Source organism: Microbacterium sp. EB106-03-03-XG65 (assembly GCF_058791955.1).
On the sequence record NZ_JBYTEB010000001.1, the window covers coordinates 179127 to 192670 of the forward strand.

Annotated in this window: 9 protein-coding genes; 5 read left to right on the forward strand and 4 right to left on the reverse strand. The window is 69.2% G+C overall.

The window, feature by feature from the left end; translation table 11 throughout:
• Positions 1-77 precede the first annotated feature (77 nt).
• Positions 78-974 carry an ABC transporter ATP-binding protein gene (locus AC3WS6_RS00830; protein ID WP_492499191.1) on the forward strand — a complete coding sequence of 299 codons (897 nt, stop codon included), beginning with the start codon at positions 78-80 and terminating at the stop codon, positions 972-974.
• A 38-nt stretch (positions 975-1012) separates the two neighbouring features.
• On the forward strand, positions 1013-2068 hold the full coding sequence (locus tag AC3WS6_RS00835; RefSeq protein WP_492501430.1) for an ABC transporter permease: 1056 nt from the start codon (positions 1013-1015) through the stop codon (positions 2066-2068).
• 173 nt (positions 2069-2241) lie between these two features.
• Here AC3WS6_RS00835 and AC3WS6_RS00840 read toward each other — a convergent pair whose 3' ends face one another.
• Complete coding sequence (locus AC3WS6_RS00840; RefSeq protein WP_492499192.1) at positions 2242-5730, reverse strand: bifunctional proline dehydrogenase/L-glutamate gamma-semialdehyde dehydrogenase; 3489 nt, start codon at positions 5728-5730, stop codon at positions 2242-2244.
• Between the two features lie 148 nt (positions 5731-5878).
• Here AC3WS6_RS00840 and AC3WS6_RS00845 point away from each other — a divergent pair, with 148 nt between their 5' ends.
• Both AC3WS6_RS00845 and AC3WS6_RS00850 read left to right on the forward strand, forming a co-directional pair.
• Positions 5879-6787 carry a LysR family transcriptional regulator gene (locus AC3WS6_RS00845; protein ID WP_492499193.1) on the forward strand — a complete coding sequence of 303 codons (909 nt, stop codon included), beginning with the start codon at positions 5879-5881 and terminating at the stop codon, positions 6785-6787.
• Between the two features lie 740 nt (positions 6788-7527).
• Positions 7528-8115 (forward strand): nitroreductase family protein, encoded by a 588-nt coding sequence (locus AC3WS6_RS00850; RefSeq protein ID WP_492499194.1) that lies wholly within the window; start codon positions 7528-7530, stop codon positions 8113-8115.
• 82 nt (positions 8116-8197) lie between these two features.
• Here AC3WS6_RS00850 and AC3WS6_RS00855 read toward each other — a convergent pair whose 3' ends face one another.
• Positions 8198-10414 (reverse strand): ATP-dependent Clp protease ATP-binding subunit, encoded by a 2217-nt coding sequence (locus AC3WS6_RS00855; RefSeq protein ID WP_492499195.1) that lies wholly within the window; start codon positions 10412-10414, stop codon positions 8198-8200.
• Between the two features lie 76 nt (positions 10415-10490).
• On the reverse strand, positions 10491-11705 hold the full coding sequence (gene coaBC, locus AC3WS6_RS00860) for a bifunctional phosphopantothenoylcysteine decarboxylase/phosphopantothenate--cysteine ligase CoaBC (protein WP_492499196.1): 1215 nt from the start codon (positions 11703-11705) through the stop codon (positions 10491-10493).
• A 78-nt stretch (positions 11706-11783) separates the two neighbouring features.
• Between coaBC and AC3WS6_RS00865 the strand changes: the two genes are divergently transcribed.
• On the forward strand, positions 11784-12485 hold the full coding sequence (locus AC3WS6_RS00865; RefSeq protein ID WP_492499197.1) for an NRDE family protein: 702 nt from the start codon (positions 11784-11786) through the stop codon (positions 12483-12485).
• 25 nt (positions 12486-12510) lie between these two features.
• On the opposite strand, the gene AC3WS6_RS00870 is transcribed toward AC3WS6_RS00865, so the two are convergent.
• Positions 12511-13488, reverse strand: coding sequence for a GlxA family transcriptional regulator (locus tag AC3WS6_RS00870; RefSeq protein WP_492499198.1), 978 nt, complete (start codon positions 13486-13488; stop codon positions 12511-12513).
• Positions 13489-13544 lie beyond the last annotated feature (56 nt).

A 13544-nucleotide genomic window follows, 5' to 3' on the forward strand; every position in this document is an offset into this window, starting at 1 on the left:
GCGGTGTCCGACGCCGACAGGGCAGATCCGCCGCAGGGGGGATGCCGGGGCCGAGCACCGCGCCATAGCGTGAGGGTATGACCACAGGAAAGCTCGTTCTGAGCGGCATCACCAAGAGCTACGGCTCGCGGCGTGTGCTCGACGACGTCTCATTCGAGGTGGCGCCCGGGCGCCTCACCGGGTTCGTCGGCGGCAACGGCGCAGGCAAGACCACCACCATGCGCATCGTCCTCGGGCTGCTCAGCTCTGACGGCGGCACCGTCGAACTCGACGGCCGTGCGCTGTCGAGCGCCGACCGCCGCCACTTCGGCTACATGCCCGAGGAACGCGGCCTGTACCCGAAGATGAAGGTGCTCGAGCAGATCGTGTATCTCGCCCGTCTGCACGGCTTCAGCAAGCCGGATGCCACGACGCGAGCCACTGCGCTGCTCACCGAGCTCGGACTCGAGGAGCGCCTGAACGACACGATCGAATCGCTGTCGCTCGGCAACCAGCAGCGTGCTCAGATCGCGGCAGCCCTCGTGCACGACCCCGAGGTGCTGATCCTCGACGAGCCGTTCTCGGGTCTCGACCCGCTCGCGGTCGACGTCGTCGCGTCGGTGCTGCAGGCCTCGGCGGCCAAGGGGGCATCGATTCTGTTCTCCTCTCATCAGCTCGACGTGGTCGAGCGGCTGTGCGACGACCTCGTGATCCTCGCGGCGGGCACGATCCGCGCATCCGGATCCCGCGACGGTCTGCGCGCCCAGCACGCCGGAAGCCGGTACGAACTCGTCTCGGCCGGAGACGCGGGATGGCTGCGTGCCGAGCCGGGAGTCACCGTGATCGACTTCGAGGGCGGCTACGCCCTGTTCGACGCCGACGGGGCCGAGACCGCACAGCGTGTGCTGCGCACCGCGGTGGAACGCGGCGATGTCGCGAGCTTCGCGCCGAAGCATCCGTCCCTCGCCCAGATCTTCAAGGAGGTCATCCAGTGAGCACTCCCAAGAACAGCGGCTCGCCGTCGCAGGTCTCGATGATCTGGCTCGTCGCCGAGCGCGAGATCGGCTCGAAGCTGCGCAGCAAGGCGTTCCTCATCTCGACCGGCGTGTTGCTGCTCATCGCACTCGCCGGCATCGTGATCGGCGGTTTCGCGAGCAAGAACACCGACACCATGCCCGTGGCCGTGACCCCTGAGACGGCATCCGTCGTGTCGGCCCTGCCCTCTGTCGAGATCACCGAGGTCGCCGATCAGGCCGCGGCCGAGGAGCTCGTGCGCTCGGAGAAGGTCGATGCCGCGGTGCTCCCCGGTGACGGCGCGACGGGAGTCACGATCGTCGCCCTGAAGGATGCCCCGTCGAGCCTCGTGTCGGGCCTGTCGCAGGCCCCGGACATCGAGATCCTCGAACCCGCGACCACCAACCCGCTGCTGCGCTATTTCATCGCGATCGCCTTCGGCGTGGTGTTCATGGGTGCCGCGGCGACCTTCGGCGGCACGATCGCGCAGAGCGTGGTGGAGGAGAAGCAGACCCGGGTGGTCGAGATCCTGCTGTCGAGCATCTCGGCCCGCTCCCTGCTCGCCGGCAAGGTCATCGGTAACACGATCCTCGCGATGGGTCAGATCCTCGCGCTGGCGGCGGTCGCGACGATAGGCCTGATAGCCACGGGGCAACGTGAAGTGCTGTCGACGCTCGGCGCCCCGATCATCTGGTTCGCCGTGTTCTTCCTGTTCGGGTTCATCCTGCTCGCGTCGATGTTCGCGGCGGCCGCCTCGATGGTCTCCCGTCAGGAGGACATCGGGTCGACCACGACGCCGATCACCATGCTCATCATGGCGCCGTACATCCTGGTCATCTTCTTCAACGACAACCCGCTGGTGCTGACGATCATGTCGTACGTGCCGTTCTCGGCCCCGGTCGGCATGCCGATGCGTCTGTTCGTGGGCGAGGCGCAGTGGTGGGAGCCGCTGTTGAGCCTGGTGATCCTGCTCGCGAGCTGCGTCGCCGCGATCGTCATCGCCGCGAAGATCTACGAGAACTCGCTGCTGCGCATGGGGTCGAGGGTCAAGCTCGGCGACGCCCTGCGCGGCTGACCGACCGTCAGCGCTCCGTTCCACGAGCACAGCTTCGGATGCCGCGGCCGACACGCCGCGGCATCCGTCGTCTTCCCCGCGCGTCGAAGCCGAACTCCGAAGCTGTGCCCGTGCGGGTTGAGCGGCCCCAGAGGGGCCCCAGAGGGAGGGCCCAGAGGGAGCCGCCAGGGGCCTCAGATCAGGCCGTCGGACAGCGTCGTCGGGTTACCGAACCGGTGGTTGGTGATCGACACGGCCTGCTCGTGCAGGAAAGGCAGCATCTCGATGCGGCCGGCTCCCGTGACCGAGTGCGACCACACCGCGACATCCGGCGTTCCGCCGAGTGCCTCGAAGAGGGCAGCGGGGTCGCCGCCCACGAGGCGCAGGCGCTTCCAGCTGTGTGCCGCCTTCGCCGCCGCCTTGGCGTAGCCCTTGACCCAGACGGCGTCCTTGGCGTGCGAGACGGTGACGCCGTGCGCGCGCAGCGCCTTCTCGACGCGCGAGGGCAGTGCGGGCGCCGAGACGGTGAACGGGCTGCCGCTGCGCAGGGCGGCGGCGATCACACGGATGCCGTCGACCAGCGGCGTGTTCTCGGCGATGCGCACATCGGCCTCGACCGGGCGGTAGCGGAAGACATTGCGCTCGACGCCGAGGCCGGACTTGTCGCTCACGGCGCCGAACTCCGAGGTCCAGGCACGCTCGTCGGCGGCAGCGGCGCGGTGCAGCCACTCGATCTCGACCGCGTCGAGCGCGGAACCCGCAGCCGCCAGCAGCGCCTCGACCGGCGCACTGAGGGCCGCACCCGCAGCGGCGGCAGGCAGTTCCGCCGAGGTCCACTCCCCGAGCCCGAACAGGTAGTTCGGGCCGCCGGCCTTGGCGCCGGCACCGACGGCCGAGCGCTTCCAGCCTCCGAACGGCTGACGCTGCACGATGGCACCGGTGATGCCGCGGTTGACGTAGAGGTTCCCCGCTTCGACGCGATCGAGCCAGGTCGCGACCTCGGTGGAGTCGAGCGAATGGATGCCGGCGGTGAGGCCGTAGTCCACAGCGTTCTGCAGGCGGATCGCCTCGTCGAGGTCCTTCGCGTGCATGATGCCGAGCACCGGCCCGAAGAACTCCGTCAGGTGCGTGGTCGAGCCGGGAGCGACGCCGATCTTGACGCCGGGAGTCCACTGGCGTCCTTCGGCGTCGAGCTTCTTGGGCTCGACGAGCCAGCGCTCGCCCCGCTCGAGAGTCGTGAGCGCCGTGAGCAGCTTGCCGTTCGCCGGCTCGATGATCGGGCCCATCTGAGTCGCCGGGTCGTCAGGCAGACCGACACGCATCGAGGTGACGGCGTCGACCAGCTGACGCTCGAAGCGCTGCGAGTCGGCGACCGAGCCCACGAGGATCGCGAGTGAGGCCGCCGAGCACTTCTGCCCGGCGTGGCCGAACGCACTGCGCGCCACATCGGCTGCGGCGAGGTCGAGGTCGGCCGACGGCGTGACGATGATCGCGTTCTTGCCGCTCGTCTCGGCGAGCAGCGGCAGGTCGGAGCGGAACGAGCGGAACAGCTGTGCTGTCTCGTAGGCGCCGGTGAGGATCACCCGGTCGACCTCGGGGCTGGCGACGAGGCGCGTGCCGAGGTCGCGGTTCGCGAGGTCGACGAGTGCGAGCAGATCGCGCGGCACGCCCGCGGCCCACAGCGCCTCGACCATGACCGCGCCGCAGCGCTGCGTGAGCTTGGCGGGCTTGATGATCACACCGGAGCCCGAGGCGAGGCCGGCGAGCACGCCGCCGGCGGGGATCGCGACAGGGAAGTTCCACGGCGGGGTGACCACGGTCACCTTCGACGGCACGAAATCGGCGCCGACGATGTTCTCGAGGTCGAGCGCGCGCTCGGCATAGTAATGCGCGAAGTCGATCGCCTCCGAGACCTCGGGGTCTGCCTCGGCGATGGTCTTGCCCGCTTCGTGAGCCATGATCTCGATGAGCTGGCCTCGGCGGGCGGCGAGTTCGTCGCCGGCGCGGTGCAGCACGGCGGCGCGCTCGGCAGCAGGGCGCGCGGCCCAGGCCGACGCGGCGGCGGATGCGGCGGCGAAGATGCCGTCGAGCTCGTCGGTCGTCTCGACCTTGGCGAGCGCGATCGAGTCGAGCCCGAGCGTCGAATCCACCGAGCGGGCCAGGATCTCACGGCCCCAGGCACGGTTCGCGGCGATCGCGGGGTCGCTGTCGGCCTGGTTGTGGAACCCGGTGGTGGCGGCATCCGCTGTGGTCTGCACTGCCTTCTCCGCCTCGGCGGCGCGGTTCTGCACGCGGTGCGACGAGGGCATCGAGCGGTCGGCCTCGAGTGCGGCCAGCGAACGCTCGAAGCGCTCGCGCTCACGGGTCAGCAGGGTCGGGTTCGATGCGAGCTCGAACACGGCCGACATGAAGTTCTCGGGGCTCGCGTTCTCTTCGAGGCGGCGCACGAGGTATGCGATCGCCACGTCGAACTCGGCGGGGTTGACCACCGGTGTGTAGAGCAGCAGCTGGCCGACGTCCTTGCGCACGGCCTCGGCCTGCCCGGTCGCCATTCCGAGCAGCATCTCGTACTCGACGGCATCCGTCACGTTCCTGGCCTTCGCGAGCAGCCACGTGTACGCGATGTCGAAGAGGTTGTGGCCCGCGACGCCGATGCGCACGGCATCCAGTCGTTCCGGCGTCATCGACCAGTCGAGCACGCGCTTGTAGTTGGTGTCGGAGTCCTGCTTGGTGCCGTACGTGGCGAGCGGCCAGTCGTGGATCTTCGAGTCGACCTCTTCCATCGCCAGGTTCGCGCCCTTGACGACACGCACCTTGATGGGCGCGCCGCCCTGGGCACGACGACGCGAGGCCCATTCCTGCAGGTGCTGCATCGCGGCGAGCGCGTCGGGCAGGTAGGCCTGCAGCACGATTCCGGCCTCGAGGTTCTCGAGTCCGGGCTGCTCGAGGATGCTGGTGAATGCCGCGATCGTCAGGTCGAGGTCGCGGTACTCCTCCATGTCGAGGTTGATGAACTTGGTCTTGCCCTGGGCCTCCGAGGCCGCGGCGAGGCGGTAGAGCGGAGTCAGCTTCTCGACGACATCGGCGACCGCTTCGTCGAACGACCACATCGACAGCTGACTGACGACGCTCGAGACCTTGATCGAGACGTAGTCGACGTCTGCGCGGGCCAGGAAGTCGTACGTGCCCTGGAGCCGGTGACCGGCTTCTCGCTCGCCGAGCACGGCTTCGCCGAGCAGGTTGAGGTTGAGTCGATTGCCGGTCTTGCGCAGCTTGGCGATCGCGGGACCGAGCTTCGAGGGGGTGGCGTCGAGCACGAGGTGGCCCACCATGGCGCGCAGAGCGCGGCGCGCGACCGGCACCACGACTCCCGGGAGCTTCGGCGCCCAGAAACCGCCCGTCTTGATCGCCGCCCGCAGGTAACCCGGCAGGAGCGAGGGCGTGAGTTCGGAGATCTCGGCCAGCTTGCGACCGGCGACGCCGAGGTCTTCGGGTCGCATCACGCCGTCGACGAAGCCGACCGTGAACGCGAGGCCGTGGGGGTCCTTCAGCACTTCGGCGAGGCGCTGGGCCGCGGGCTCGACGGGGTGGGTCTCGCTCTCGGCGAGCCAGCGCTGCACGAGAGCGGCGACGTCTTCGGTGCGCGGCGTGGTGTCGGGGGTGGTGTCAGCGGCGACGGTCATCGGGTGGCCTTTTTTCGGGGGAACGCACACCCGGGAATCGTGTGCGGCTCGATCATTCTCAGGCGCACCGGTAGGCTACGTCTATCAACCGATCTGGGTGGTTTCTGTTCGGTTTGACTTAACCTTCTCGGTGAACGGATGCGCGCGGATGCTCGACGTCAATCGACTCCGACTTCTGGTCGAACTCTCGCGCCGCGGCACACTGTCGGCCGTCGCCGATGCCCTCTCGTACAGCAAGGCGTCGGTGTCGCAGCAGCTCAGCGCGTTGGAGCGCGAAGTGGGCGTGCCATTGCTGCGACGGGTCGGGCGCGGAGTGCAGCTCACGCCGCAGGGCACCGTGCTCGTCGACGAGGCGATCGGCATCCTCGATCGGCTCGAACAGGCCGAAGTCGCGGTGGCCGAGTCCCTCACCGAGGTCACGGGCACGGTGCACGTCGCCGTGTTCCAGTCGGCCGCGCACTCACTGCTCCCCCAGGCGCTCGATGCGCTGCGGCACGAGCATCCGGCACTGCGCGTCGAGGTGACGGAGTGCGACCCCGAGACCGGACTCGTGGGCGTCTCGAGCCGTGACTACGACCTGATCCTCGCCGAGCAGTACCCGGGACACACCAGGCCGATCCACGCCGACCTCGATCGGGTGGTGCTCGCACACGACGCGATCACCCTGGCGCGACCGCCCGCCCCCTCCCCCGCGACCGACGCGGCCGCGGCGCTGTGGGCGACCCGTGATCAGCCGTGGGTGCTGGAGCCCGAAGGCACGGCGTCGCGCGCCTGGGCCGAGCAGCTGTGCCGCACGGCGGGATTCGAGCCCGATGTGCGGTTCGAGGTGGCCGACCTCACCGCTCACGTGAGGCTGATCCATGCGGGGTTGGCCGTGGGCCTGCTGCCAGAGCTCGTCTGGGCGGGCGACACCCCTTCGGTCGACCTCGTCGCGCTCCCCGCAGCCCCGCGACGAGAGATCTTCTCGGCGGCCAGGCGCGTGTCGGCGGCGGCGCCGTCGATCCGCGCGGTTCGCCTCGCGCTCTCGGGAGCAGCGACCCGCATCCTCCCCGACTGACCCTCCGCTCGCGGTTCGCGTGCGGCGCCGCGCGTCAGCTCAGCGACGTACGAGACCGTACCCAGCACCCGCCAGGGCGACGCCGACGCTTCGCCACTCGACCCGCCGATCGAGTCGCGCCAGGAGGCGGCGAGGTCGTTCAGAGCCGACACGCCGATGCGGAGCTCGGCCATGACCGCCTGAGCGTCGGGCCACAGGCGCACGGTGCGCGACGTGAACGGTCCGAAGACACGGACGTACGCGGCAACGCATCGGATGGGTTCGGGGTCGGCGTCTCGCATCGAGCTCTGCACATCGCGGTCGCGTGGATACCCGCTCCGACACATCGCCTCGCGCAGCCGGGCGTACGCCTGAGGAGAATCGGCCAGCGCGGTGCGCGCCGTCTCGAGCTCGCGGGATGTCTCGACCCGAAGACCCCACAGGTCGGTCAGCACGACGAGCTTGAGCGCCTCGAGCACGTGCTGCTCGGCGTCGGGTCGACAACGGTCGTGGAGGCGATCCAGCACGGCGGCGACGTACTCTGCGGGGAGGCCGGGCAGCAGGTGCGGGTGCGCGGCGGGGACTCCTGGGACTGCATCGGTCGTTCGCATCCGTGAACTCTACGGAATCATCCGGCTGGATTTCGTCGTCATGTGGATACATGCTGAAATGCCGGGAATATGCGCCCGCATGCACCTGTTTAGACTCGATGTAGCCCGGACGAAGGAGTCCGATTCCTCTCCTTCTCGAAAGGCACTTCCATGAGCACTCCTGTCGTCGACCGCACCGCCCCCACCGAGCACCCCGTCCTCGACGTCCTCGCCGGACGCTGGAGCCCCCGCGCATACGACGCCGAGAACACGATCGACGACGCCAAGCTGAGCGCCGCCCTCGAGGCCGCGCGCTGGTCGCCCTCGGCATACAACCTGCAGCCGTGGCGCTTCATCGTCGCGCGCCGTGGCACCGCACTGTTCGACCAGGTCGTCGACTCGCTGGTCGAATTCAACCAGCTCTGGGCATCGAAGGCCTCGGCCCTCATCGTCGCGATCGCCGAGACCGAGTCGGAGGACGGCAAGGCCATCAGCCACGCGGTCTACGACCTCGGCCAGGCCGTGGCGCACTTCTCGGTGCAGGCCCACCACGAGGGTCTGCTCGTGCACCAGATGAGCGGTTTCGACCCCGAGGTCGTGCGGGAGTTCGCCGACCTGTCGCCGCGCTTCTCCGCCATCACCGTGATCGCCGTCGGCGAGCTCGGCGACGCCGCCGGTCTTCCCGAGGGCCTGCAGCAGGGCGAGACCGCACCCCGCGTGCGTCGCCCGATCGCAGAGACGGTCATCCTGAGCGCCTGACGCTCCCGCCCGCGGGCGACGAGAAGAGGGGCGGATGCGACAGCATCCGCCCCTCTTTCGTGCCGGGCGCGGCCGAGCGGCCTTACTCGTCGAGCAGCTCGGCCTCGATCACGTCGTCGTCGGGCTCGGATTCGACATCGGGCTCCGGCGCGGTCGAGGTGAGCACGAGACCGTCGCCGTCCACCGACACATCGACCCGCACGGTGTCGCCGTCATGCACGCCGCCCGAGAGCAGCGCGGTGGCGAGCTTGTTCTGCACCTCGGACTGGATGAGGCGGCGCAGCGGGCGGGCGCCGAACAGCGGGTCGTATCCGCGTTCGGCGAGCCAGGCCCTGGCGTCAGGGGTGACCGCGAGAGTGAGCCGCCGATCGCGCAGCCGGTCGTGCAGCTGATCGATCGAGAGCTCGACGATCTGCGCGAGGTCGTCCTGACTGAGCGCCGAGAACATCACGATGTCGTCGAGACGGTTGAGGAACTCGGGCCGGAACGCCTGGTGCACCAGCGCCATGACCTGCTCGCGCTTGACGTCGGGCGACAGCGTCGGATCGATGAGGATCGGCGAGCCGAGGTTCGAGGTGAGGATCAGGATGACGTTCGAGAAGTCGACCGTGCGCCCCTGCCCGTCGGTGAGCCGACCGTCGTCGAGCACCTGCAGCAAGACGTCGAACACCTCGGGATGCGCCTTCTCGACCTCGTCGAGCAGGATCACGCTGTAGGGACGGCGACGCACGGCCTCGGTGAGCTGGCCGCCCTGCTCGTACCCGACATACCCGGGAGGGGCGCCGACCAGTCGCGAGACCGAGTGCTTCTCCCCGTACTCCGACATGTCGATGCGCACCATGGCGTGCTCGTCATCGAAGAGGAACTGCGCCAGCGCCTTCGCGAGCTCGGTCTTGCCGACACCGGTCGGGCCGAGGAACAGGAACGAACCGGTCGGACGACCGGGGTCGCTGATTCCCGCACGCGAACGACGCACCGCATCGGACACCGCCTTGACGGCATCCTTCTGTCCGATCAGGCGCTTGCCGAGCTCGGACTCGAGGTGCAGCAGCTTCTCGCTCTCGCCCTGCAGCAGGCGGCCGACCGGGATTCCCGTCCAGGCGGCGATCACGGCGGCGATGTCCTCGTCGGTGACCTGTTCGTTGACCATGCGCGGCTCAGACGAGGCCGTGGCCTCGGCCTGCTCGGCCTCGGCGATCTCACGCTCGAGACGCTTGATGGTCTCGTACTCGAGCTTGGACGCGCGCGTGTAGTCGGCCTCGCGCATCGCGAGGTCGCGCTGAGTGACCGCCTCGTCGAGCTTCTTCTTCAGATCGCCGACGCGGTTCAGGCCCTGCCGCTCACGAGCCCAGCGGGCCTCGAGCTCGGCGAGCTCCTTCTCCATCCCGACGAGCTGCTCGCGCAGCGCTCCGAGCCGTTCCTTCGACGCCGCGTCCTTCTCGCGCTTGAGCGCGAGCTCTTCGAGCTTCATGCGGTCGACCTGACGCTTGAGCTGGTCGATCTCGACAGGAGACGAGTCGATCTCCATCTTGAGGCGCGACATCGACTCGTCGATGAGGTCGATCGCCTTGTCGGGCAGCTGCCTCGCCGGCAGGTAGCGATTCGACAGCGCGGCGGCGGCGACCAGGGCGCTGTCCGAGATCGTCACCCCGTGGTGAGCCTCGTAGCGCCCCTTCAACCCCCGGAGGATCGCGATCGTGTCTTCGACGGTCGGCTCTCCCACATACACCTGCTGGAAGCGTCGCTCGAGCGCGGCATCCTTCTCGATGAACTCGCGGTACTCGTTGAGCGTCGTGGCGCCGATCAGGCGCAGCTCACCCCGGGCGAGCATGGGCTTGAGCATGTTCGAGGCCGCGACGGATCCTTCGCCGCCACCCGCTCCCATGAGCACGTGCAGCTCGTCGATGAAGGTGATGATCTGGCCGTCGGACTCGGTGATCTCCTTGAGCACGCTCTTGAGGCGCTCCTCGAACTGACCGCGGTACATCGCACCGGCCACGAGCGCCGAGATGTCGAGCGACACCAACTCCTTGTTCTTGAGCGACTCGGCGACGTCGCCCGCGACGATGCGCTGAGCGAGTCCCTCGACGACAGCCGTCTTGCCGACGCCGGGCTCACCGATGAGAACAGGGTTGTTCTTGGTGCGGCGCGTGAGCACCTGGCTGACGCGCCGGATCTCGCTGTCGCGGCCGATCACGGGGTCGAGCTTGCCCTGACGTGCGCGGTCGGTGAGGTTGATCCCGAACTGCTCGAGGGCGGACTGCTGGTCGTCGTTCTGTGCGCTCTGTGGGCCTGGCATGTGCTCCTCCTAGGAGACTCCTTCTGTCACGGTGTGGATCGAGACGCCCATAAAGTTGAGTGGACGTGACTCAAGTTTACCGCACGTCACGCACGGCGTCCAGGAGCACTCGGGCGACCTCGCGCTTCGCACCGGATGCGGATGCCACGACCTCGCCGTCCGCGCCGATCACCTCGACCGCGTTGTCGCGACGTTCGAACCCCTGCACGGCGTTCGCGAGGTTCACAGCGAGCAGATCGACGCCCTTGCGCTCCCGTTTGCGGCGAGCACGCTCGCGCCGCTCGGCCGGGTCTTCCGCGGTCTCCGCTGCGAACGCGACGATCGTCTGCGTCCGCGGCGCGCCGCCGTCGCGGCGCGATACGGCGAGGGAGGCGACCACGTCTTCGTTCTCGACCAGATCGACATGGGTGAGCACGCCCTGCTCCTTGGTCAGCTTGTGCTCCGAGACCGTCGCGGGCCGGTAGTCGGCTACCGCGGCGGCCATGATCACGATGTCGGCCGCCGCCGCAGCATCCTTCATCGCGACGGCGAGCTCGGCCGCGGTGCCGACGGCGACGACCCGCACCGAGGGGTGTCGCGCGTCGGCCAGCACGTCGCCCGAGACGTTCGCCGCGACCAGCGTCACGACAGCTCCTCGTGCGGCGGCCTCGGCGGCGAGCGCGATGCCCTGCCTGCCGCTCGACCGGTTGCCGAGGAACCGCACGGGGTCGATCGGCTCGCGCGTGCCGCCGGCCGAGATCGCGACGCTCACCCCCGCGAGATCCTGCGGCGCGAGCAGCGCGAGCGCGGCGTCGAAGATCTCCTCCGGCTCGGCCATGCGGCCAGGACCGCTGTCACCGCCCGCGAGCTCCCCGTCCGCGGGGCCGACCAGGTGCACGCCGCGCCCCGACAGGGTCGCGATGTTCGCCTGCGTGGCGGCGTTCCGCCACATCTCGGCGTGCATCGCGGGCGCGAGCAGCACTGGCGCCTCGGTCGCGAGCAGGGTCGTGCCCAGCAGGTCGTCGGCGATGCCCGCCGTGATCTTGGCGATCGTGTTCGCCGTCGCCGGGGCGACGATCACGAGGTCGGCGTTCTGCCCCAGAGCCACGTGGCGCACGCGCGCGACGTCGTCGTGCACGCTGGTCGTGACCGGATGCCGGCTGAGCGCCTCCCATGTCGGCGTCCCCACGAAACGCAGGGCGTCCGCCGTGGGTACGACGGTCACGTCGTGCCCGGCCTTGGTGAGCAGACGCACCAGGTGCACTGTCTTGTATGCGGCGATGCCACCCGTAACCCCGACGACGATGTTCACGGTTTCGATTCTGCCGCAGCATCCGGTGCCGCGGGCCCGCAGCTGCCTGGCGCCTCGCCGCGCTCCTAGACTCGAGGGGTGTGCACTGTGGTGATCGATGTGGCCGGCCCCGACACCGCGCGTCTGCTCGCGGTGAGAGACGAAGACCCGCAGCGCGAATGGGATGCTCTCGGCGAGTGGTGGCCCGCGGCCTACCCTGGCGTCTCCGGCATCCGCGATCGCCGCGCGGGCGGCGCGTGGCTCGCCGTCGATGCCTCGACGCGGCGCCTCGCCGTGCTGCTCAACCGCGCCGATGTCGTCGACCTCGCAGACGATGCTGCCGTCTCGCGCGGCTCCCTGGCGCTCGAGTCGGTGGCAGGACGCTCACCGATCGCGCCGCTGTCGATGCACGGCTTCAACCTGCTCGAGGTGCGGCCGGAAGGCTCGCGCGTGCTGAGCTGGGACGGCGCCGAGCTGACCGAGACGCCGATCACCCACGGCATCCACATGATCGCCCACGACGACCTCGACGACCTCGAGACGCCGCGCATCGCCGCGTGGCTGCCGGAGTTCCGCGCCCTGGGCCCTGCCGCCGACAGCCCCGACTGGGTCGCGGACTGGACGTTACTGCTGGGCTCGTCGGCCCGGCTCGATCCGGAAGACGACCGCGCGATCATCCGCGACAACCGCCCGCACGGATACCCCACGCAGTCGCTGCTGTACTGCACGGCAGCGGTCGCACCCGAGGGGGTCGACGTGGACTACCGCGCGCTCCCCAACCCGGGGCACTGGGACCGCTGAGCGACCCGGCAGCAGTCGCGGCGACTCACGCCGCCGAGGACTCCGACTCGTCGACGCACGAGAAGCGGGCGCGATAGGCGGTCGGGGTCGTCCCCAGCACCCGGGAGAAGTTCTGCCGCAGCACGGCGGCCGAACCGAAGCCGCATTCGTCGGCGATCTGCTCGAGCGCGAGATCGCTGCGCTCCAGCAGTCGCTGAGCATGCAGCACGCGCTGGCGCGCCAACCACGCCGCCGGCGTCGCACCGTACTCGGCCTTGAAGCGGCGGGCGAAGGTGCGCGGAGACATCAGCGCACGCGCAGCCAGCTGGTCGACGCCCAGGTCATCGCGCAGGTGCTCGACCGCCCAGTCGGCGACCGCCGCCAGCGAATCGCTCTGCACGACCGGGATCGGCCGGTCGATGAACTGCGCCTGGCCACCATCGCGCTGCGGCGGCACCACCATGCGGCGGGCGATGCGGTTGGTGAGCTCGGCTCCGAGCTCCTGACGCAGCAGATGCAGGCACGCGTCGATCCCTGCGGCGGTGCCCGCGCTCGTGATGATGCGGTCGTCCTGCACGAAGAGCACGTCGGGGTCGATGTCGATCTGCGGGTACATCTCGGCCATCGTGTCGGAGTACATCCAGTGCGTCGTCGCGCGCCGCCCGTCGAGCACGCCCGCCGCGCCCAGGATGAACGAGGCACTGCAGATCGTCAGCACCCAGGCGCCACGCGCCACCGCATCACGGGCGAGGTCGAGCAACAGCGGATCGATCTGCGACCAGTACTCCCTCGGGATGGGACACAAGACGACGAGGTCGGCCTCGTATGCGAACGAGAGATCATGCTCGACGTTGATCGAGAAGCCGAGCTTCGACTTCACGACCCCCGGATGCGGGGCGATGACGCGGAAGTCGAAGTTGGGGACGCCGTCATTCGATCGGTCGAGACCGAAGGCCTCGCACGCGAGACCGAACTCGAACGGTGCGAATCCGTCTTGAACGACACAGGCGACGGTCTTCAACATGGCAGCTCCTGGCTTTGGCAGGTTTCGTATGATCGCAGTCTATTCTGCCACTCGTG